Source organism: Oceanisphaera arctica (genome assembly GCF_002936955.1).
GTDB classification, from domain to species: domain Bacteria; phylum Pseudomonadota; class Gammaproteobacteria; order Enterobacterales; family Aeromonadaceae; genus Oceanimonas; species Oceanimonas arctica.
Genome location: NZ_MPZM01000007.1, coordinates 100,818 through 122,295, shown reverse-complemented (window position 1 = coordinate 122,295; position 21,478 = coordinate 100,818). Strand labels below are relative to the sequence as shown.

The following is a 21,478-nucleotide window of genomic DNA, read 5'->3' as shown; positions in this document are numbered from 1 at the left end:
GCAAGAAAACAGCATTTTTCATGATGCTGAGGTCTCTGCCCCTCGGTATTTCATTATTGTACATTTAAATCAAAAGGTTGGGACTCCAGGACACCCTTATGGATACAGAAATCGAACTCAAGTTTCTTGTCTCACCCGATGTGGCCAATCGGCTGCCCACGCTGTTGCAATCTTACCAAATCCTCAAGCAGGACCAGCAACACCTGGCCAACACCTATTTCGATACCGCTGATCTGGCGCTGCGCAAGATGGATGCCGGTCTGCGCATTCGCAGTCAGAACGGGGAGATGGAGCAAACCGTCAAGCTGGCGGGCAGCCAGGTGGGTGGCCTGCATCAAAGGCCGGAATATAATGTGCCCCTGACGGTGCACACCCCGGATTTGTCTCTGTTTCCGGCCCGGATCTGGCCCGAGGGTGTGAACCCGGCTCAGATACAGCAGTCATTGCAACCGCTGTTCAGCACCGATTTTCTGCGTCGGCGCTGGTTACTGGTTATCGACGGCACCGAAATAGAACTGGCGCTGGATGAAGGAGAAGTGCAGGCGGGAGACAGGCGAGAGCCGATTCACGAGTTGGAGCTGGAACTGGTCAAGGGCGATGCCTCCCAGCTGTTTGAGCTGGCCGAGGTGTTGGTGAAAGAGGGTGGCCTGCGCCTGGGCGCCGTCTCCAAGGCCAAGCGCGGCTACCAACTGGCGGGGCTGAGCCCCAAGCCCCGGTTGCAGATGCTGGAGCCGCTGGTACTCAAGCCGGAAGATACCTGTGAGCAGACCATGGTGGCCTTGCTGCACAAGGGGCTGTGTCACTGGCAGCATCATGAGGAGGGCTGGCTGGCCGAGTCGGATTCGAGTCTCGACTGGCTGGCGCAATTGAGAGAAGGGGTCTCTCTGGTGCATCAGACCTTGCTGCTGTTCGGCGAGCAGTTGTCGCACCGGGTCAACAGCGGCTGGATCGACGATCTCTTGTGGTTGCAACAGCAGCTCTCCTGGCTGGATCGGGCGCAGATGCTGACCTATCTCACCGCCGACAAGGGACATTACCTGCGGCGGCTGGACTGTCGCAAGACCCTGACCTGTGAACTGATGGCCCGGCAGGAGCTGTTGCCCGATGAGGCGCAGCTGCAGGCACTATTGTACAGCGCCCGTTATGGCCGGCTGATGCTGGGGCTGACCCACTGGCTGTACCGGCAGGACTGGCGTGCCGGACTGTCACCGACACAAGTGACTCAGTTGGCGGCCCCGGTGGCCAGCCTGGCCCGGCAACGGCTGGATGACAGCTGGCATGTGCTGCGCCATAGCGCCCTGGGTGAGCCCAGGTTGGACGGTGAGCGTTATATTCAGCAAAAGGGCAAGCTCAGGCGCAATCTTATGGTCGGGCTCTGTTTCAGTACCCTGTATCCGGAAGCGGAACGTATCGCCTTTCGAATGCCCTGGCTCGATATTCTGCGGGGCATCGAAGATCTGGATATGTTGTCGCCCCTGCTGGATCTGCGTGATGAACTGAATGAACAAGACGCCGCCGAGCTAGACGAGTGGCTGGCGCGCAAGCAGCGGTTTTTGCTGAAGGCGCTGGAGCAGTCCCGAGCTCAGGCGCTGTTGCTGAAGCCCTACTGGCGTTGAGGCTGCTCTTGTAGGGCCGATTTATGCGGCGCAAACCGTCACGCGTTGGTTTCTGTTGCCTCTTTCGAACACCGAGTTGCCCGCAGACGGTGGCAACGGGTGACTACGGTGCATCGAGGAGGATAGTTTCAGGGCTTCAGCATTTGCTGGCTGTAGCTCAGCAATTCATCCATCACCTTGTGTTTGATTTCCAGCTGCTGCTCGGGCTGCAGGCCGTAGCGTTCTGCCAGATACACATAATCGTCCGGGCTGAGCGACACCGTCAACCGGGGGCGTTTGGGTTTGTCGGCGGTAGGCAGGGTCAGAATATGGCGAATCTGATCCGAGGGGCTCAGGCCGTGATCCAGCGCCTCACGCCTGATCTGATACTGCAGGGTTTCATCCATATCGAAGGCAACCTGTACCGCCTTGGCGGCACGCACCGAGCTTTGCCATTTATCCGGCAGTTTGCGTTGGCTCATGAACGGCCCCTCAGTTGTTGCTGTAACCGTGCCAGAACCTGATCGGCACTGCGTACGTCTGTGGTTGCCGGCGTCGCCTCGGGCTCAACGTCTGCCGCCTGTTGCTGTTCTCGTGCCCGTATATCGGCCAGTGCCTGCTTGGCGTTGATGAGCGTCACCGCAGGATGCCGGCGAATAGCGGTCATGGTCTTGCGGACACAGGCGGTGTTTTTGGCCATGGTCAGCTGGCGACACAGATCGTGATAATGGCGCTCGGCACTCAGCCAGCGGCTCTGATAGTAGCTTTGTCGTTTAAGCAGGCTGGTGAGCGCGAGCTGACTGGCATCGAGCCGGTCTTCTTCGCGGGCCAGGTCGGTGGCCAGCTGGTGGGCTCGCTCCTGTTCACCGGCGGCCAGTGCGGTCAGTGCCGCCTGTTCCCGTTCGGCCCGCTGCTGCTGCAAAACAGGCAGTTGTCCGCGCGCCTGCTCGATATCGAGGCCGAGCTGTTGGCACTGGCGTGACAGCCCCTGCATATGCTGTTCGGCATGGCGACAATCGCGCAGCAGCTGCACGCAGACCCGATCCGACTCCAGGCCGCCATTGTCCGCGTTATGCAGGCTACGAAGTACCTGACCCAGGGTACTCATCGGCTGGCCCTCATAATAGAAACTCCGCCATGTCTTCGATCACTTCCAGGCAGTTGTCGCTCAACACCGCCAGCTCGTGTTCGATATCGGCCAGGGCGGAATTGAGTGACAGGGCGCCGAACACCACATACCAGTCATCGAGTCGGGCAAAGGCCGACAGCGGCATGGGAATATTCATGTCGAGCATGGCCTCGAGCATGGCCTGGCGCCGGCTTGGGTCAACCTGGCGTTCATCCCACAGGTAGCTGATACAGAGAATCTGATCGTCGGAGACCGAAATAAACAGCGGCAGTTCTTCCCGCCCTTCGACCGTGACCTTGAGCACCTCGACGTCGCCGGAGATGGGAAAGCATTGAAAGCGAAAGCCGGTGGTCGATTGCTCGTCGAGCCGTTCGAGGTGGTGGCCGATAACTGATAGATCCATCAAGAGGTCCTGACATAATAAGTCCATTACAGACTAAATCAGCTCTTACCCTCAGCGCAAGCCCACCCTTCGATGCACCAGGGCGTACGACAATCTGCACCGACGCACTGTGCAACGACGACAACAATGATAATCTGCAGTCAGACGCCGCCGACAAGGATACGTACATGGTTGATATGCCCTCCCTGCTGAAGACCCAGGCAGACAAGCACTGGTCCCGCTTCGAAGAAGGTGCCGCCGAGGTGGTGGCTTCCTTGAGCGAACCACGCCGCGCTCAGCTGCACACCCTGTTTGCCTGCAGCGATTTCGCCGCCGATAGCCTGTGCCGGCAGCCCGAACTAGCGCTGGAACTGGACGACGAGCGTGATCTTCATAACGCCAATCGGGCCGATCGCTATCAGCCCGAGCTGGCTCTATTGCTGGCCGGAGTGAACGACGAGCCGGGACTGCAGCGTGTGTTGCGCCGTTTTCGCCGGCGCGAGCTGCTGCTGATCGCCTGGCGCGAGATGCTGCTGGGCGCAGCCGTGGAAGAAAGCTTTACCCATATTTCGGCGCTGGCTGATGCCCTGATCGTGGCCGCCTATCGCTGGTGGTATCAACGTCAGTGCGCCGAGCTGGGCACGCCCACCGATGCCGAGGGCAATGCCGTGCCCATGCTGATCCTGGGCATGGGCAAGCTGGGCGGACGCGAACTGAATTTTTCCTCCGATATCGACCTTATCTTCACCTTTTCCCATAACGGCGTGACCCGGGGCGGGCGCCGCGAGCTGGCCAACCAGCAGTTCTTTATTCGCCTGGGGCAGAAGCTGGTCAACTCCCTGCACCAGACCACGGTCGACGGTCAGGTCTATCGGGTGGATATGCGGTTGCGGCCCTTCGGCGAGTCGGGGCCGTTGGCGGTCAGCTTTGCTGCCATGGAAGATTACTACCAGCATCATGGCCGCACCTGGGAGCGTTACGCCATGGTCAAGGCGCGCATTCTCAACGACGAGGGCGAATATACTGCCGAGCTGCGCGCCATGCTCAAGCCTTTCGTGTTTCGTCGTTATATCGACTTCGGGGTGATCGACTCCCTGCGCCAGATGAAGGCGATGATCGCCGCCGAGGTGCGGCGCAAGGGCCTGCAGGACAACATCAAGCTGGGGGCCGGCGGCATTCGCGAGGTGGAATTTATCGCCCAGGTGTTTCAGCTGATTCGTGGTGGGCGTGAGCCGGAGCTGCAAGTACGCCACCTGCCGGATGCCCTGGCGGCAGCCCATCAATCCGGGGCGCTGACCGCAACCGAGGCCGGGCAGCTGCACCAGAGCTATCGCCTGTTGCGCCGGGTTGAGAACTTTCTGCAGGCGTTCGACGATCAGCAGACCCAGACCCTGCCTCAGGATGAGCTCAATCGCAGCCGGCTGGCCTGGCTGATGGGGCATGACAGCTGGGACGGCTTCTATCAGGCGTTGCGCCAGGCCATGGACGGGGTACACCAGCAGTTTGGCGGTCTTATCGGTGACAGCACCGAGGCCGAAGACGAAGGCGCGGCCCAGATCTGGTTCGATCTGTGGCAAACCGAGCTGGACGAGTCGGAACTGCTCCCGGTGCTGCAGGAGCAGGGCATGGATGAGGACAAGGCACTGCGCCTGGCCCGGGCGCTCAATACCTTCAAGGAAGAATGTCCGCGTCGGGCCATGGGCCCCCAGGGGCGACAGGCATTGGAAAAACTGATGCCGGTGCTGCTGGACAAGGTCAGCCAGTCGGACACGCCCGGCATTCTGTTTGCCCGGCTGCAGAAGCTGCTGCTGCAAATCGTCACCCGCACCGCCTATCTACAGTTACTGGTGGAAAATGCCGGCGCCCTGACCCAGTTGATCCGCTTGTGCGAGTCGAGCTCGCTGGTGGCCGAACAGCTGGCCCGTTATCCGATACTGCTGGACGAGCTGCTGGTGCCCCAGGTGCTGTACAAGCCCATGCCGCTCGATGCCTACAAAGATGAATTGCGTCAGTTCCTGCTGCGAGTGCCGGAAGAGGATGTGGAGCAGCAGATGGAGGCGCTGCGCCAGTTCAAGCAGATCCACTTGTTGCGCATCGCCGCCGCCGATATTGCCGGCGCCCTGCCGCTGATGAAGGTGAGTGATCACCTGACCTGGCTGGCGGAAGCCATCGTCGAAGAGGTGGTCAACCAGGCCTGGGCCCAGATCAGCGCCCGTCACGGCGTGCCCGAGACCTTGGCGGACAGCCCGCGACGGGGCTTTGGTGTGGTGGCCTACGGCAAGCTGGGTGGCATAGAGCTGGCCTACAGTTCGGACCTGGATCTGGTGTTCGTGCAGGAGGCGGGGCTCAAGGGGCAGACCAACGGCAACAAGCCGCTGGATGTGCGCCAGTTCTACCTGCGGCTGGCCCAGCGCATCATCCACCTGTTCAGCACCCGCACCCCCAGCGGTGTGCTCTACGAGCTGGACATGCGACTGCGCCCCAGCGGCGAATCGGGCCTGATGGTCAGCCCGCTCGATGCCTATCAGCATTATCTGCAGAGTGAGGCCTGGATCTGGGAGCATCAGGCACTGGTACGCAGCCGCCTGATCGTGGGCGATGCAGTTCTGCATCAGGAGTTCGAGCTAATCCGGCGAGAAACCCTGAGCGCCACGCGCGATCATATCGCCCTCGCGGAAGAAGTGGTCAAGATGCGCGAGAAGATGCGTACTCACCTGAGTAAGGCCGGCCCCGGCGAGTTTCATCTTAAGCAGTCGGCGGGCGGGCTGGTCGATATCGAATTTCTGACCCAGTACCTGGTGCTGGCTCATGGCCATGAGCACCCGGAGGCCCTGACCCGCTGGTCGGACAATATTCGAATTCTGGAATCGGCGGTGGAAGTCGGGCTGCTGGAAGAAGACGAAGCCCTGCGGCTGAGAACTGCCTACTGTGCCATCCGCGACCGAGGCCACCGGCTGAGCCTGTCGGATAAGCCGGGTCTGCTGCCGGACACCGAGCTGACTCAGGAGCGGGACTGGGTCGTCGCCAGTTGGAACAAGTGGCTGCAGCAGACCGGGATTGGGGACTAGGGATTCGGGACTGGGGGTGAAGTATGAAGACGCACAAGCGACTGGATGTCTGGCGTGAGGCCATGCTGCTGGTAAAACTGACCTATGAGGTCTCGTCGGCATTTCCCCGGGCCGAGCTGTTTGGCCTGACATCCCAGATGCTCAGGGCGGCCATCTCGGTGCCTTCCAACATTGCCGAAGGCGTTGCCAGATCAAGTACTCGTGAATACGCACATTTTCTGAGTATTGCCCGAGGCTCGCTGAATGAGCTTAATACCCAGATGGAGATAGCCTGCATGCTTGGTCTGCTGCCGGAGACACACGATGTTTTTCAACAGCTGGAGCGTACCTTTCGGTTGCTCAACGGCTTGCAGAGCAGCATCAAAAGGAAACTAGAGAGCTGACAACGGCTGCTCCATTCCCGAGTCCCCAATCCCTGATCCCGCTTTTATGACAGTCAGTACCGGTACGGTACTCCTTTCGGGGTGGTCTTGAAGCGGCGGTGCAGCCACATGTACTGCTCCGGAGCCAGGCGGATGGCGGCTTCGATCACCTGGTTGCTGGCGATGGCGTCCGCCATGTCGTCACCGACCGGGAAGTCGGCGATGGGGGCCTGGATCAGCAGTCGGTAACCGTCTTTCTCGCGCAGGGTGAAACAGGGCAGGGTCACGGTTTTCTTCACCCGGGCCAGGGTGGCGGTGCCGGTGATGGTGGCGGCCTCTTCGACGGCAAAGAAGGGCACGAACACGCTGGCATGGCTGCCGTAGTCGTGGTCCGGCGCGTACCAGAGCGCATCACCCTGACGCAGGGCCTTGAGCATGCCCTTGATGTTGAGTCGGTCCACCAGATACTTGTTGGAACGGCAGCGACCCTGCACCTGGGCGTATTCCAGTACCGGATTGGTGTTGGGGCGATAGACGCCCACGCCCGGCCGGTAGAGACCGAACTGACGGGCGTTCAGCTCAAGAGTTAAAAAGTGGGCCGACAGCAACAGCATGCCCTGGCCCCTGGCCACGGCGGCGTCCACGTGCTCTGTGCCTTCCATGCGGGTGATGGCCTTCATGCGCCAGTGCGGCCAGAACCAGGCCATGCCAGTCTCGAAGATGGCGCAGCCGACGCTCTCGAAGTTGGCCTTGAGTGTGCGTTCCCGCGCACTCTCGTCAAGCTCCGGCAGAGCCAGCTCCAGGTTGCGGCGGGCGACCTTGACCCGGGACTTCAGTGCCTTCATCGACAATCGGCCCAGGCCGCGACCCAGTGCCATCTGGGCGCGCCAGGGCAGCAGGGTGACCAAGAGCCACAGCAGGCCGAGCCCCAGCCAGTTAAACAGATAGCGCGGGTGCAGCAGCGCGGCGGTAAAGGGAGGAAGTCGAGAGTTGTGCATTGCGGTCGCCATTATCAACATTCGTCATTATCAACAAGTGACGGAATTCTAATTAACTCGGCCACGAATGGCCACCAAAGGCCGGTCGACGGGTGCGATTATGGGTGGCTGTGATAATATTTCCCCTTTCCCATGTTCAAAAGAGTCGGAACCATGAAGATCAAGTTGCCGGAATTCGATAGTGCCAGGGTGCTGGTGGTAGGAGATGTCATGCTGGATCGTTACTGGTCTGGCCCCACCGGACGTATCTCGCCCGAAGCTCCGGTGCCTGTGGTCAAGGTCGAGCACAACGAAGAACGTCCCGGCGGCGCGGCCAACGTGGCGCTGAACGTGGCGGCATTGGGTGCCAAGGCCCGTCTGCTGGGCCTGACCGGAGCCGACGAGGCGGCGACCTCGCTGCAGGACAAGATGCAGGGCGTAGGCGTCGAGTGTGACTTCGTGCGCCTCACCAGCCACCCCACCATCACCAAGTTGCGGGTGATGAGCCGCAACCAGCAGCTGCTACGGCTGGATTTCGAAGAAAGCTTTGCCCAGGAAGACGCCGCACCGCTGACCGACAAGACCCGTGCAGCCCTGAGCCAGGCCGGTGTGGTGGTGCTGTCGGATTACGCCAAGGGCGCCCTGACGCAGGTGCAGACGTTGATCCAGGCCGCCAATGAGGCCGGCGTGCCTGTGCTGGTGGATCCCAAGGGATCCGACTTCGAAAAATACCGCGGCGCCACCCTGCTTACCCCCAATATGAGCGAATTCGAAGCCGTGGTGGGCAAGGTGAAAGACGAGCAGGAACTGGTAGCCCGCGGGCGGGAACTGATGAAAAAGTTCGACTTCAAGGCTCTGCTGGTCACCCGCTCCGAGCATGGCATGACCCTGATCCGCGCCGACGAAGACGAACTGCATCTGCCGGCCCAGGCCCATGAGGTGTTCGATGTTACCGGTGCCGGCGATACTGTGATTGCCACCCTGGCCACCAGCCTGGCCGCCGGTCTGCCGCTGGACGAAGCCTGTGCCCTGGCCAACGTGGCCGCCAGCATAGTGGTGGGCAAGCTGGGTACCTCCACGGTGTCTGCCATCGAGCTGGCGAACGTGCTGTACGGTGCGCCCGAATCCGGCATGGGCGTGGTGAGCGAGCAGCAGCTGAAATACGTGGTGGACGCGGCCCGTCGTCGCGGCGAGAAAATCGTTATGACCAACGGCTGTTTTGACATACTGCACGCCGGTCATGTTTCCTACCTGAACCATGCTCGCCAGCTGGGTGACCGCCTGATAGTGGCGGTAAATACCGATGCCTCGGTGCGTGCGCTCAAGGGCGACGGTCGCCCAGTGAACACGGTAGACAGACGCATGGCAGTGCTGGCAGGCCTGGGGGCGGTCGACTGGGTGGTGCCCTTCGTCGAGGATACCCCGCAGCGGTTGATCGCCGAGACCCTGCCGGATGTGCTGGTCAAAGGCGGCGACTACAAGCCGGAAGAGATTGCCGGTTTCGAGGAAGTCACCGCCAATGGCGGCGAGGTCAAGGTGCTCAACTTCGAAGACGGTTGCTCCACCACTGCTATCATCCAGGCCATTCGCACCCGCGGATAAGCCGCCGAAAAAGTCGGGAACCGGTGGGTTAGTACTGCACCGGACTAAAAGAGGCTTGCCGTTATCGGCAAGCCTCTTTTTTATTCTGGATCGGGCGTGGCGGACGGCGCGGCCGTGATGGAGTGGGTCCAGGTGTCGATGAAGTGCTTTCTGGCGAACCGGTCCTGCAGCGGCAGTAACGCCGGCGTCAGGGGGATGAGGGTGATGGGACCCTGGGCCTGTACCGCCAACCGGAGCTGACCCGAGTCCGGTTCCAGCAGGGGATGCAGGCCGTTTTGGGCGAGCAGCGCCTGACCGCGGGCCGACAGCATGAAATCGATCAGCTCACCGGCGGCGGCAGGGTGTGGCGCCGTGGTGGGGATCAGCGCCAGTCGCATCAGCATCAGGGTATAGTCTTCGGGCGCCAGCGCCTCCAGCTGTGGGTAGCGCGCCAGTGCCGAAGAAACATAGGAGCCGAGCAGGTTATAGCCGATGGCCATCCGGCCCTGAGCCAGGCTTTCCAGCATACCGTTACTGGTGTCGTCGAGGTGAACGGCGAGGCTGCCGAAGGCTTCCAGCAGACGGCCGTACATGAGTCCCTGCTGGCTGTCCTGGCTGGCCAGCAGATAGCCGACGCCACTGCCCGCTATATCGTAGGTGGTGATGCGGCCGGCAAAACGGGCGGGATCCTGGCGCAGCAGCGTGAGCAATTCCTGTCGGCTGCGAGGAACGGGGTGCGGGCCGATCAGGGTCCGGTTAAAGACCGTCAGCACCGGCTCGAAGGTGAAGGCGAACAGTTCATGGCGCCAGTGCGCCTGGCTGGGTAGCGCCAGGGTGTGGCTGGAGCGGTAGGGGCGGGCGTGGCCGTCGTTGACCAGCTTGAGCTGAAGGTCCATGGCCGAGCTAATCAGCAGATCCGCCGGCGAGTCGGGGCCTTCGGTCAGAAAGCGGTCATGCAATTCCCGGGTATTCAGATCCACCAGGCGGATGCTCAGCTGTGGGTGATCTTTCTGAAAATGCTGCAGCAGCGGTTGCAGGTGGCGATAGTCGGTGGCGCTGTAAATCACCAGCTGTCGCTGGGAGTCCGCCGGAGCTGGCAGCAGGAATTCCTGCGCCGCCTGCACAGGCAGAACCAGGAGCAACAGGCTCAGTGCAGGTGTGAGCAAGCGTGGCAGTATCATGAAAGGCTCCGGTGGGATTTGAAATGGATCTCGACCTGCAATCCGCCAGGCTCGTTGTCCTGCAACAGGATGCGGGCGCCGTGGTGCTCCGCCACATCCCGGGCGATGGCCATGCCAAGGCCGGAGCCCCGATAGCGGTGCTGGCTGCCCCGGTAGAAACGCTCGAATACCTTTTCTTTCTCGGTAGTGGGAATACCCGGTCCCCGATCCCGGATAAGGACGGTCGGTTCGGGTACCTCGCGCAGCAATATCTCCACCTGGCTGTTGGGGGGAGAGTGGGCCACGGCATTATCAATCAGGTTGTTCAGCATCTGGATCAGGGCAACCTCGTCTCCCCGGATCCACAAGGGCGTGTCCGCCGGCTCGAAAGACAGCGCGACCTCTCGTTGCAGGGCCGGTACGGCCAGTGCAAGACAAGCCTTTCTGACCAGGACATTCAGTTCTACCGGTATCAGCTCCTGGCTGTGAAAACGATGGTCCAGCATCGCCTGATTCAGCAGGTGATCGACGGTGAGCGCCAGCTGATCGCATTGCTCTATCAGACCGTGCAGCTGTGTGCGTTGTTTATCGGCGTCCTGCTCGTCCCGGGCGTTCTGGCTCAGGGCGCGCAGGCTGGCGAGGGGAGTGCGCAGCTGGTGGGCGGCGACCGAGGTTCTGGCTTCCAGCCGGGACAGCATTTGCTGCTGGCGAGCAATGAAATGATTGATGGTGTTCAGCAGCGGCAGGGTTTCCCTGGGCACGGGTAATGACAGGGGCGTCAGATCCCGGGGCCGTCGCCGGGCCAGCGCCCGGGCAATCAGGGCAAAGGGGCGCAGGGCGTAATAGATACCGAGCCACAACAGCAGCAGGGCGCTGAACAGCAGCCCGAGGATCAGCTCCAGAGCCGGATACAGGATCTCGTCGGCGAGTTGCTGACGGGCGAGCCGGGTCTGGGCCACTTCTATCTGAATTTCATCGTGGGGCAGCCGTTCGGTATTCAAACGGATAAGTCGGGCCACCCGAACCGGCTCGCCGTCAAATTCGGCATCGAAGAAGTCCGGTTGTTGCAGGGTCAGCTGCCGCTGGGCCGGGGAGCTGGGCGGCAGACCCGGCAATGAGCGATAACCGGTCAGGAAGGTGCCGTTGATGCTGATCCGGTAGAAGACGCGGTCCTGTGGCGCCAGAGCCAGAGTGGCGAAGGCGGAAACCGGAATATCCACGATAACGCCCTGCTCGGTGTGGCGGACCGCATTGGCCATCTGCAGAGTGGCGCTGTTGAGCATGATGTCGTAGCTGCGATCGGCGGTTTTTTTGCTGTACGAGATCATCAGCCCCATCGCCAAGAACGCCAGGCCGGCGAGCACAGCGCCGCTGAGCAGCAGGCGCCGACGCAGAGCCGGATGACGGCCCGGGGCCTTGTTCATGGCTGTATGACCCGCGCCACATAACCGAGGCCGCGCAGTGTCTGTATCTGTACCGAGCTGCCGGCCAGTTTTTTGCGCAGGCGGGCGACATAAAGCTCTATGGTGTTGGCGGACGGGGTTTCATCGGCATTGAACAGCTTTTCGGTCAGCTCTTCCTTGCTCATCACCCGCTCCAGTCCACCCAGAAATATCTCCAGCAAGCGGAACTCCCGGTTGACCAGGAGGCAGGGCTGATTGTCGATGGTGACCGTTTTGGCATCGCGGTTGAACAGCAAATTGCCGTGCTCGCTGGTATTGGAGGCATAGCCCTGCTTGCGTCGCAACAGGGCCCGCACCCGGGCTTCCAGCTCGCCGAAGTCGAAGGGTTTGGTCAGGTAATCGTCGGCGCCCAGATCCAGCAGCTTGATGCGATCGTCTATCTGATTCCGGGCGGTGAGGATCAACACCGGCGTGTCGGTCTTGCGCTGGCGCAGCTCTGCCAGCACCCCTTCGCCGCCGAGGCCGGGCAGGTTGAGATCCAGGATGATCAGATCGACCCGCTGGTGGCGCAGCCAGTCGGCGGCCTGACGACCGTTACCGATAAGATCGGTGCCGTGGCCCAGCTTTTGCAACCGGTCGGCGATGGCTTCCCCCAGCACTGTGGTGTCTTCTATGACAAGAATGCGCACGATTTATTCCTCTGTTGAGCGGTGACAGCCTGGTGACAGCTTGGGGGGGTAGCATACTCGATGTTAACAAGCCGTTTACATAAAGCGAACGGCGAAATGGAATTGTCCTCAAGGAGATAACGAGATGAAATCAACCCCTCTGGTTCATGCTGTTCTGGGTGCCGGCCTGCTGGTAATGGCCGCCGGCTCTGCTTATGCCGATTTTACTCCCAAAAAACCGGAATGTATCGCCCCTGCCAAGCCGGGCGGTGGCTTTGATCTGACCTGTCGCATCCTGACCTCCAGCCTGGACAAGTCTGGCCTGCTGGAAGAGCCGATGCGGGTGACCTTCATGCCCGGCGGCGTGGGAGCCGTGGCTTATACCCACATGAACAGCAACCGTCGTACCGACAACAACGCCGTGGTGGCGTTCAGTTCCGGCTCTTCCCTCAACCTGGCGCTGAGCAAGTTTGGCAAGGATCTGGATGTGGATGATGCCCGCTGGATTGGTGCCGTCGGTACCGACTATGGTGCCATCATCGTCAAGGCCGATGCGCCCTGGAACAGCCTGGAGGAGCTGGCGGACGAGATAAAGTCCAACCCGAGCCTGGTATTCGGTGCCGGCGGCACTGTGGGCAGCCAGGACTGGATGAAGGCGGCGTTCCTCTATCGCAGCCTGGGGCTGGATCCGCGCACCATGCGGTATGTAGCCTACGAGGGCGGTGGCGATGCCATGGCGGCGGTGCTGGGTAACCACATTCAGGTGTATCCGGGTGACATGTCCGAAATCAAGGGCCAGCTGGACGCGGGCATAGTCCGGGTGCTGGCGGTGCTGTCACCGGAGCGGCTGGACGGCGATTATGCCGGTATTCCGACCGCGCAGGAGCAGGGCTTCGATATGGAATGGCCCATCATGCGTGGCTTCTACATGGCGCCGGAGGCATCTGACGAGGCTTACGGCTACTGGGTAGAGCAGTTCAATGATTTGTATAAGACCGATGCCTTTACTCAGGTACGAAACAATCAGGGCCTGTTCCCGCTGTCGATGGCCGGTGACGAGTTTGAAGCCTACATCCGGGCCGAAATCGATAAATTCCAGATTCTGTCCCGCGAGATGGGACTGCTCAAGTAAGAGGGGGCCGTATGGCAGATCGTCTTTTTTCTCTGGTACTGATGTTGGCGGCGGTGGCCCTGGGGGCCGCCGCCTGGCAACTCGAGGTACCCTTTCAATATGAACCCGTGGGCCCCAAGGCCATTCCCCTGATCCTGGCAGTCCTGCTGTTTGCATGTACGGCCTGGCTGGCAGTCAGACCCGATCGCCTGAAGGAGAAATACGGCAGCAGCATGTTTGGCCGTCACCTGCTGGTGGTGCTGGGTCTGCTGGTTTATGCCTGGAGCTTTGAAGTACTGGGTTTCATGGTATCCACCCTGCTGGTTGGTACTCTCTTTGCCCGGCTCTTCGGTCTGGGCTGGGGCAAGGCTGTTCTCTATTCCGCCGCTTTGGGCGGCGTGGGCTACGTGCTGTTGAGCCTGGTGCTGGAACTGAATGTGCCGGTTGGCGCCGTGTTTGGAGGTTAATTGTATGGATGTCTTTTCTAGCCTGGCCGAAGGCTTTGCCGTCGCCCTGACGCCGATGAATCTGGCGTTGGTACTGGCGGGCTGTTTCTTCGGTACCCTGATGGGCGCCCTGCCGGGCATAGGCCCCATCAACGGCATCGCCATCTTGTTGCCGCTGGCCTATTCCATGGGCCTGGAGCCGGCGTCGGCCATCATATTGCTGGCGGGGGTCTATTACGGCGCCGAATATGGCGGTCGTATCTCCAGCATACTGCTCAACGTGCCCGGAGATGCGGGCGCCATCATGACCACGCTGGACGGCTATCCCATGGCCAAACGGGGCGAGGGCGGTCGGGCGCTGGCGCTGTCGGCGGTGTCGTCTTTTGCCGGCTCCATGGGGGCGCTGGTCCTGCTGGTCATCTTCACTCCGGTACTGACCAGGCTGGCGGTGACCTTCGGGCCGGCGGAGTTCGTGGCGTTGATGGTGTTCGCCCTCTGTTGCCTGGCCTCCATGGTCGGCTCTCGTCCGGTAAAAACCGTGATCGGCGCCATCATCGGTCTGGTGCTGGCAACCGTTGGCGTCGATTCGGGCACCGGTGTACTGCGTTTCACGTTTGGCCTGACCAGCCTGTTTGACGGTGTCGATTTTCTGGTGGTGGTGATCGGCATGTTTGCCATCAGCGAAATTCTGCTGCTGGTGGAGCATCACTACAGCGGCAACACCAAGGTGGGCAAGGTGAGCAAGTCGTTCGTCAAGGCGGCAGATCTGGTGGCGGTGCGCTGGACTGTGTTGCGCTCTACCCTGATTGGCTTCGTGATCGGCGTGCTGCCCGGCACCGGTGCTTCCGTGGCCAGTGCCGTGGCCTACGGTACCGAAAAGCGCATGGCCGGCGAGAACAACGACTTCGGTAATGGTGACATTCGTGGTCTGGCGGCGCCGGAAGCAGCCAACAACTCGGCGGCAGTGGGCTCTATGGTGCCGATGCTGACCCTGGGTATCCCCGGTTCCGGCACCACCGCCATTCTGCTCGGCGCCCTCTTGCTGTTTGATGTGACGCCGGGGCCCTTGCTGTTCAGCCAGAAGCCGGATATCGCCTGGGGTCTGATCGCCTCCATGTTTGTGGGCAACATCGCCCTGCTGGTGATGAACCTGCCGCTGGTCGGGATCTTCGTGCGCATGCTGAGTGTGCGTCAGGCCTACCTGGTGCCGGTGATAGTGATGCTGACCTTCGTGGGCATCTATTCCATACACGGGGCCAGCTTCGATCTGTTCTTCATGATTTTGCTGGGTGTGTTCGGCTTTATCCTGCGCAAGCTGGACTTCTCGCTGGCACCGGTGATCCTCGGTCTGGTGCTGGGCGAGGTGCTGGAAGACAACCTGCGCCGGGCCCTGTCTATCAGTGCCGGTGACTGGAGCATTCTGTTTAACAACGGTGTGACCCTGAGCCTGTGGGGCTTTAGTGTCCTGGTACTGGTACTGCCGCTGCTGATGAGCTGGCGCAAGCGGCGCCGTGCGGCTTTGCTGCAAAGTGAGGCGCCGCAGGCATGATGAGCTGGCTCCGTACCTGTGCCTTGGGTGCGGCGGGAGGCGGGCTGGCCCACTGGGCCGGCTTTCCATCCGACTGGCTGCTGGGGGCCATGCTGATGGTGGCCCTCTCCGCCATGCTGGGGCTGGAGGTACGGCTGCCAAAGGCGCTGTTGCCTCCGATCCAGGCATGTCTGGGGGTAGCCGTGGGTATGCGGCTGGAGTTCGACTTTCCCGGCCCCGCGTCGCTGTTGTTCAGCGTCGCGGGGCTTTTGCTGTGTCTGGCGACCCAGATCCCGCTGGGGCAGTATATGCTGCGTCGACTGGGCTGGTCGCCTCAGGAGGCGGCAATGGGAGCCTCGCCGGGGGCGCTGTCGGTGATGGCGGCGCTGGCCACTCGGCTGGATAACCCGATACGGGTGATCTTGTCGCAAACGGTGCGGGTGATTGCCCTGGTGGCCACGGTGAGTGTCGTCATGTTGCTGGAATGGGTGCCCACCCTGGGTATTCCCGCCAGCCAGGAACTGTCTCTGGTCACTACGGTACTGTTGGTGTTGGTGACCTGGGTGGTGGGCAAGGGGGCAGCCTGGTTACGCGTGCCAGCCAGTTACATTCTGGCGGGTGTGGCCATCTCGGCCAGTTATGCGGCCTGGACGGGCGTGTCTGCGGTGCCGGTGAGTGGCCTGATCCCGGTGAGCATGATTCTGCTGGGTGCTTTGGTCGGTAGCAGGTTAAAGCCGTTGCCGGCCAAAGAGATGGGCCAGCTGTTACTGGTTGGTTTGCTGATCAGCCTGTCGAGTTCGGTGATTGCCCTGGGCTGGGCGGTAGTGGTGGCCTGGTGGTTACACTTGCCGGTGTTTCAGGTGTGGTTGGCGTACGCACCGGGGGCGGTGGAGGCGATGATTTATCTGGCGCTGGTCACCGGACTGGAGCCGTCATGGGTGATTTTCCATCATGTGCTGCGGATTTTGCTGCTCGGCATCACTGCCGGCTGGCTGATGCGCCGTGCTGGCGGGTCATCCCCATCCCATTAAACCATTGATCTATTCGATTGTTATATCAATCCCGAACAAAGGGCCCTCTCCGCCGACTCGCCGTAAATACGTCCCTGTAGGCTCAGCCGCGCCATCCATGGCGCGGCCAGGGAATGCTCCTGCCGTCCTGTCATTCCCACCATCCATGGTGGTCAGATGGTCGGTGGAGCAGATCCCTTTATTCTCCCTGATGCTCCGGTGTCGACTGTTAGTGCTGCCTGCGAACGACTCGGTGTAGCAGAAGAGGCAACAGAGATTACCGCCCACGACCGTGACATGCCAGGGATGGCATGTCCGAGCTTACAAGGATGTACTCGTAGCGAGTCGTGGGGGGCGGCTGTGTTGCCTCTGGTGCTCGGATACAACACCTGATCAGATACTGAATGAGGTTGGTATCAATCAACAACGAAAAAGGGAAGGCGTGATGCCTTCCCTTTTCGTTATCAGCGCTTCAGGCCGTTGTTGATATCCACCAAGTCCTGCTCGGTCAGGTTGCCGGCCGCCTGCTTCAACTGAAGCTGACTCAGGATATAGTTGTAGCGCGCGGCAGACAGATTCTGCTTGGCGTTGTACAGCTGACGGGTGGCGTTAAGCACATCGACGATGGTACGGGTGCCGACTTCATAGCCCGCCTCGGTGGCATCGAGCGCGCTCTGGGCCGAGATGACGAACTGCTCGAAGGCGCGAATGGAGCCGGTGGCGGCACTGACGTCGTTGAACGAGGAGTACACCTGACTCTGCACCGAGCGGAAGCTGCGTTCCAGCTGCTCGCTGGCGGCCACGTAGTTGTACTGGGCCTGCTTCACCTGAGAGCTGGTGGCACCGCCAGTGTATACCGGTAGCTTGAATGTCAGGCCGACGGTACCTTCACTCAAGGTGCCGTCGCTTTGAGCGTTGTTTTTATAATCACTGTAATTGCTGCTCAGACCGGCGTTCAGGTCCAGGGTCGGCAGGTGGCCGGACTGGGCCAGGCCGATCTGTTCGCTGGCGATGTCTTTGCTTATGCGCTGACGATGTAGCTCCAGATTCTGCTCCAGGGCGATTTCCAGCCAGGCGTCGGCGGTGACTACAGAGGCCTGCGGACTGAATGTCTCGGTATCGAGCTTGTTCAGTCGGGTGTAGTTCATGTTGGTCAGTTCGCGAAGCGCTTCCTTGGCGTTGTTGACAGCGTTTTCGGCTGCAATTTCTTCGGCCAGGGCCTGATCGAACTGGGCCTGGGCCTCGTGCACATCGGTCATGGCGCTCAAGCCGACTTCGAAGCGCTGTTTGGTCTGATCGAGCTGGCGACTGACCGCTTCCTTGTTGGCCTGAACGAAGCTCAGGGCGTCTTCGGCGCTCAGCACGGCGAAATAGGCCTGAGTGGCACGCAGAATCAACGCCTGCTGTACCTGCTTGTAGCTCACTTCGGTCTGGGTGGCGGCCTTTTCGGTGATGTCCAGGCTGATCCAGTTGGCTTTGCGATACAGTGACTGATCCAGGGTGGCACCCACACCGGTACCACTACGGGTGGTGCGATCGTTCTGATTGCTCTGGGTATGGTTTGCGGTGGCCGCCAGGTTGACCTGGGGCAGCAGCGGTGCGCGGGACTCGTTGATTTTCTCGAAGGCGGCATCACGCTCGGCCTTGGCCTGACGTACCTGGGGATCGTTTTGCGTCGCCTGCTGGTAGATATCCAGCAAGTCTTCGGCCTGAGCCGGGCCTGCCGCGCAAAGCAATATCAGGGTCGACAACAGCGTTTTTTTCATGGTGTAGCCTTACGTAACTGGGTGAGCAATTATCGCCGTGCTAGGGTCTGTTGACCTTTCGCGGTGAAATTTCGTTCGAGTTAAACGCGTTTTTATCGCGGCGAGAGGGGGGCAGCTTAGTCATTCTAAGCAAAGTCCTCTCAATAAAGAGAAAAACGCGTTTAGCCGAACCCATAGGGCAGCGCTTGTGGGGGCTTGCTACTGCGTTATCGCTTATTTATGTAGAGTGACTACACGGCATAAGCGATGTCTTGTATCAAGCCCCCACAAACTGCTGCAAAAATCACATCGGAAGGTCAACAGACCCTAAGTGCAGGCAGTGGGTTTTTATCCGTTCAGTATAACGACAACATCGATATTATTCGTTCAGCATCATGCAAATGGATGGCACGACAGCGTAGGATTGTTTATGAATGAACGTTCATTCATTATCGGGGCTAGTCTAAAATCTGCCAGTGAAATGTCAAGAAAGGAGTCTTCATGAGTACAAAGAATCACACCGGTTTTGGTCGGGAAGATATGCAACTGCTGGCCGAAGAGGTGGGCTATAAGGGCTTTTTCCGTCTGCTGCGCCTGAGGTTGCGGCACAAACTTTTTGCCGGTGGTTGGAGTCAGGAGATCACCCGTGAGCTGTTCGACCGGGGTCATGCGGTGGCGGTATTGCCCTATGATCCGGTGCGAGACGAGGTGGTACTGGTGGAACAATTCAGGGTGGGCGCCGTCTATGCCGAGGGCAGCCCCTGGTTGCTGGAAGTGGTGGCAGGCATAGTGGAAGAGGGCGAGTCGGAAGAAGAGGTGGTGCGCCGCGAGGCCCAGGAAGAAGCGGGCCTGACCCTGAACACCCTGACCCGGGTGATGAGTTATTTTACTACGCCCGGCGGCTGCAGTGAGCGCATCACGGTTTTTATCGGCGAAGTGGATGCCAGCCAGGCAGCCACCCATGCGGGGCTGGCCACCGAGAGCGAAGACATCCGGGTGCATCGTCTGCCCAGAGAGCAGGCGATGCAATGGCTGGCCGAGGGCAAGATAGACAATGCCACCAGCATCATAGCCCTGCAGTGGCTTGAGCTGCAGCGCCTCAAGGGGGAGGGGGGAAGGTAGAGGAATAAGGGTCGGTCTTTGACCGGGCTGCCTGAAAACTGTTGTAATGGACGCAGAGGAAGGGCGTTCATTACAATGGTGATCATCGTATGAATGTCTGCCCGGTCGTCGGTTGCGAGGAGAGTTGAGTGTGATTCCCAGGGGTTCCACCCGCAAACATGTACCGGATTTGAAGGCGTTGCAGCGTACCTGCGACGTCAATTATCTGGCCCTGATGAAGCTGCTGCCCAACGGGGCTGTGGTGGGCGAGAGCGTGTCGGTCGGTATCAGTGAACAGGTGCTGTTTGTGCTGCGGGTACTGGAAACGGCCCCCTACACCTGGCATGTTTCCATCGAGCAATGTACGCCGGGCTTGCCCTGTTTTATGCGGATGAAAGTCAAGGTCCGGCTGTATCACGATGTGCGTATGGCCGAAGTGTGTGCCAGTCAGCAGATTTTTACCCTGCAGTCGAGTTACCATTACCCCAACGAAAAAATGCATCATCCCAATGAAAAAGAGCAGGTTAACCTCTTTCTGGCCGAGTGGCTGAAATGTTGCCTATACCACGGATTCAGTACGGTTAAACAGCTTTGAACCAGGCCCGCACCCTAGATACCACAGAGATCAGCCTCCACAGCACCGACGGCGTCGTGGAGTTGCTGCAAATCACCGATACCCACCTCTTTGCCGGTAAAAATACGGACTTGCTGGGCATTGCGCCCTGGCACAGCTGCCGGGCGGTGGTGGATGCCATTCTCGAAGACGAGCGAGCTTGTGAGGCCAGTCGGCGAGACCTTATTCTGGCGACCGGTGATCTGTCGCAGGATCACAGTGGTGCCTCTTATCGCCATTTTACCGCCTTGATGAGTGAGCTGGCACCGCCGGTGTTCTGGCTGCCGGGTAACCACGACGATGCCCCCCTGATGCAAGCCGAGCTGGACCGTGCCGGTATCAGTAATGCCAAGCACCTGCTGTGCGGGCAGTGGCAGATACTCTTGCTCGACACCCAGATCCCCGGCGAAACCCATGGCGAGCTGTCCGACTCTCAGCTGGCGCTGCTTGAGCAGGTGATTGAGCATTATCCGGAACGTCATCTGCTGGTAGCGGTGCATCATCAGGCGGTGCCGGTGGGCTGTGCCTGGCTGGATCAGCACAACCTGCGCAATGCAGATGCCTTGCGGGCGCTGTTGACCCGGCACCAGGTGGGGCATGATGGTGTCTCTCGGGTGGTATTGTCCGGTCATGTGCATCAGGGTTTCGATCAAACGCACCATGGTGTGCGTTATCTGGCCAGCCCCTCTACCTGTCTCCAGTTCAAGCCGCTGTCTGACGACTTTGCCCTCGACAGCATGGCACCGGGCTGGCGCGCCATCTCGCTCTATCCCGACGGTCGCCTCAGCACCCAGGTATGGCGATTGCCGCCCGATGCCTTCGTGCCCGATTTCAGTGCCAAGGGATATTGATAATGCCAACGCTGTTGTATCTGCATGGTTTCAATTCTTCTCCCCAATCCATCAAGGCCCGACAGATGCAGGAACACCTGCAGCAGAAGCGGCCCGATATTCGTCTTATCTGTCCGCAACTGGCGGCCACCCCGGCGGCGGCCTGGGCGCAGATAGCGGCTATCTGTGATGATATAAAGGAGCCTTTCGGCGTGGCCGGCAGCTCGCTCGGCGGTTTTCTGGCCACTCGTGTCGCCGAGCAGTTCGGGGTGCGGGCCGTGGTGATCAATCCGGCGGTGCATCCCCATGTGCTGCTGCAGGATTATCTGGGCGAGCAAGTTAACCCCTACACCGACGAGCGTTATCTGCTGACACCCACCCATATGCAGGAGCTGGCCGACCTGCGTGTCGAGGCGCCTACCTGCATGGAGCGCATCTGGTTGCTGCAGCAGCAGGGCGACGAAGTGCTCGACTACCGGGAGGCGCTGGAATACTACCGTTTCGCCCGGGTCTGCATTCAGAAGGGCGGCGACCACTCCTTCGTCGGCTTCTCACACTACTGCGCCCAGATCATTCGTTTTCTGCAGCTATAGGCCTACTACTTCTCTCCTGGTTACTCGTTTCTGTTGCCTTTGATGACCGCAGTAAATCAGACAAAGGGCCCGCTCCGCCGACACGCCACTGCTAAGTAACACTCACCGTTTCAGCTAACTGCGAGCATTCACCGGATGTTCGGTCAGGCTGAAACCGTTCGTCACGGCGAGTAAAC

20 protein-coding genes are annotated in these 21,478 nt (G+C 60.3%); 12 read left to right on the top strand and 8 right to left on the bottom strand.

Annotated elements, in window-relative coordinates; translation table 11 throughout:
* Nucleotides 1–98 precede the first annotated feature (98 nt).
* Complete coding sequence (locus UN63_RS05355) at nt 99–1,616, top strand: CYTH and CHAD domain-containing protein (protein WP_104485754.1); 1,518 nt, start codon at nt 99–101, stop codon at nt 1,614–1,616.
* Between the two features lie 128 nt (nt 1,617–1,744).
* Here the strand turns inward: UN63_RS05355 and UN63_RS05350 are convergent, their stop codons facing one another.
* From UN63_RS05350 to UN63_RS05340, 3 genes are read right to left on the bottom strand one after another with little or no spacing between them, the layout of a single operon-like run.
* A complete protein-coding gene (locus UN63_RS05350) occupies nt 1,745–2,077 on the bottom strand; it encodes a hypothetical protein (protein ID WP_104485753.1) in 333 nt (110 codons plus the stop codon).
* Nucleotides 2,074–2,703, bottom strand: coding sequence for a hypothetical protein (locus UN63_RS05345; RefSeq protein ID WP_104485752.1), 630 nt, complete (start codon nt 2,701–2,703; stop codon nt 2,074–2,076). The genes UN63_RS05350 and UN63_RS05345 overlap by 4 nt, the downstream gene beginning before the upstream one ends.
* Before the next feature lie 10 nt (nt 2,704–2,713).
* Complete coding sequence (locus UN63_RS05340) at nt 2,714–3,127, bottom strand: YjfI family protein (protein ID WP_104485751.1); 414 nt, start codon at nt 3,125–3,127, stop codon at nt 2,714–2,716.
* A gap of 167 nt (nt 3,128–3,294) precedes the next feature.
* Between UN63_RS05340 and glnE the strand changes: the two genes are divergently transcribed.
* Both glnE and UN63_RS05330 read left to right on the top strand, forming a co-directional pair.
* The gene (gene glnE, locus UN63_RS05335) at nt 3,295–6,174 is read left to right on the top strand and encodes a bifunctional [glutamate--ammonia ligase]-adenylyl-L-tyrosine phosphorylase/[glutamate--ammonia-ligase] adenylyltransferase (RefSeq protein WP_104485750.1); all 2,880 of its coding nucleotides are present in this window, start codon (nt 3,295–3,297) and stop codon (nt 6,172–6,174) included.
* 23 nt (nt 6,175–6,197) lie between these two features.
* On the top strand, nt 6,198–6,557 hold the full coding sequence (locus UN63_RS05330; protein WP_104485749.1) for a four helix bundle protein: 360 nt from the start codon (nt 6,198–6,200) through the stop codon (nt 6,555–6,557).
* Between the two features lie 53 nt (nt 6,558–6,610).
* Here UN63_RS05330 and lpxL read toward each other — a convergent pair whose 3' ends face one another.
* Nucleotides 6,611–7,534 carry an LpxL/LpxP family Kdo(2)-lipid IV(A) lauroyl/palmitoleoyl acyltransferase gene (gene lpxL / locus UN63_RS05325; protein ID WP_104485748.1) on the bottom strand — a complete coding sequence of 308 codons (924 nt, stop codon included), beginning with the start codon at nt 7,532–7,534 and terminating at the stop codon, nt 6,611–6,613.
* 153 nt (nt 7,535–7,687) lie between these two features.
* Here lpxL and hldE point away from each other — a divergent pair, with 153 nt between their 5' ends.
* Entirely contained in the window at nt 7,688–9,115 is a 1,428-nt protein-coding gene (hldE, locus tag UN63_RS05320) for a bifunctional D-glycero-beta-D-manno-heptose-7-phosphate kinase/D-glycero-beta-D-manno-heptose 1-phosphate adenylyltransferase HldE (protein WP_104485747.1), read from the top strand.
* An 80-nt stretch (nt 9,116–9,195) separates the two neighbouring features.
* Here hldE and UN63_RS05315 read toward each other — a convergent pair whose 3' ends face one another.
* Genes UN63_RS05315 through UN63_RS05305 form a run of 3 tightly spaced genes read right to left on the bottom strand, consistent with a single transcriptional unit; the run spans nt 9,196 to nt 12,346 of the window.
* On the bottom strand, nt 9,196–10,275 hold the full coding sequence (locus UN63_RS05315; RefSeq protein ID WP_104485746.1) for an ABC transporter substrate-binding protein: 1,080 nt from the start codon (nt 10,273–10,275) through the stop codon (nt 9,196–9,198).
* Nucleotides 10,272–11,678 (bottom strand): sensor histidine kinase, encoded by a 1,407-nt coding sequence (locus UN63_RS05310; protein ID WP_104485745.1) that lies wholly within the window; start codon nt 11,676–11,678, stop codon nt 10,272–10,274. Before UN63_RS05310 ends, UN63_RS05315 begins: the two co-directional genes overlap by 4 nt.
* Nucleotides 11,675–12,346, bottom strand: a complete 672-nt coding sequence (locus tag UN63_RS05305; protein ID WP_104485744.1) for a response regulator transcription factor — start codon at nt 12,344–12,346, stop codon at nt 11,675–11,677. Before UN63_RS05305 ends, UN63_RS05310 begins: the two co-directional genes overlap by 4 nt.
* Nucleotides 12,347–12,470: 124 nt before the next feature.
* Between UN63_RS05305 and UN63_RS05300 the strand changes: the two genes are divergently transcribed.
* The 4 genes from UN63_RS05300 to UN63_RS05285 are packed head-to-tail and all read left to right on the top strand — an operon-like array spanning nt 12,471 to nt 16,441.
* A complete protein-coding gene (locus UN63_RS05300) occupies nt 12,471–13,457 on the top strand; it encodes a Bug family tripartite tricarboxylate transporter substrate binding protein (protein WP_104485743.1) in 987 nt (328 codons plus the stop codon).
* A gap of 11 nt (nt 13,458–13,468) precedes the next feature.
* The gene (locus UN63_RS05295; protein WP_104485742.1) at nt 13,469–13,903 is read left to right on the top strand and encodes a tripartite tricarboxylate transporter TctB family protein; all 435 of its coding nucleotides are present in this window, start codon (nt 13,469–13,471) and stop codon (nt 13,901–13,903) included.
* Between the two features lie 4 nt (nt 13,904–13,907).
* The gene (locus UN63_RS05290; RefSeq protein WP_104485741.1) at nt 13,908–15,431 is read left to right on the top strand and encodes a tripartite tricarboxylate transporter permease; all 1,524 of its coding nucleotides are present in this window, start codon (nt 13,908–13,910) and stop codon (nt 15,429–15,431) included.
* Complete coding sequence (locus UN63_RS05285; RefSeq protein WP_104485740.1) at nt 15,428–16,441, top strand: AbrB family transcriptional regulator; 1,014 nt, start codon at nt 15,428–15,430, stop codon at nt 16,439–16,441. The genes UN63_RS05290 and UN63_RS05285 overlap by 4 nt, the downstream gene beginning before the upstream one ends.
* Nucleotides 16,442–16,884: 443 nt before the next feature.
* Here UN63_RS05285 and tolC read toward each other — a convergent pair whose 3' ends face one another.
* Entirely contained in the window at nt 16,885–18,186 is a 1,302-nt protein-coding gene (gene tolC, locus UN63_RS05280) for an outer membrane channel protein TolC (protein WP_104485739.1), read from the bottom strand.
* 480 nt (nt 18,187–18,666) lie between these two features.
* On the opposite strand from tolC, the gene nudF reads away from it, so the two are divergent.
* The 4 genes from nudF to UN63_RS05255 all read left to right on the top strand — a co-directional run bounded on the left by nudF (nt 18,667) and on the right by UN63_RS05255 (nt 21,302).
* Complete coding sequence (gene nudF, locus UN63_RS05270) at nt 18,667–19,287, top strand: ADP-ribose diphosphatase (protein WP_104485738.1); 621 nt, start codon at nt 18,667–18,669, stop codon at nt 19,285–19,287.
* Nucleotides 19,288–19,417: 130 nt separating this feature from the next.
* Nucleotides 19,418–19,861 (top strand): DUF1249 domain-containing protein, encoded by a 444-nt coding sequence (locus tag UN63_RS05265; protein WP_373294526.1) that lies wholly within the window; start codon nt 19,418–19,420, stop codon nt 19,859–19,861.
* Nucleotides 19,858–20,730 carry a 3',5'-cyclic-AMP phosphodiesterase gene (gene cpdA / locus UN63_RS05260; protein ID WP_229793444.1) on the top strand — a complete coding sequence of 291 codons (873 nt, stop codon included), beginning with the start codon at nt 19,858–19,860 and terminating at the stop codon, nt 20,728–20,730. Before UN63_RS05265 ends, cpdA begins: the two co-directional genes overlap by 4 nt.
* Entirely contained in the window at nt 20,730–21,302 is a 573-nt protein-coding gene (locus UN63_RS05255; RefSeq protein WP_181068185.1) for a YqiA/YcfP family alpha/beta fold hydrolase, read from the top strand. Before cpdA ends, UN63_RS05255 begins: the two co-directional genes overlap by 1 nt.
* The last annotated feature ends 176 nt before the right edge of the window (nt 21,303–21,478 follow it).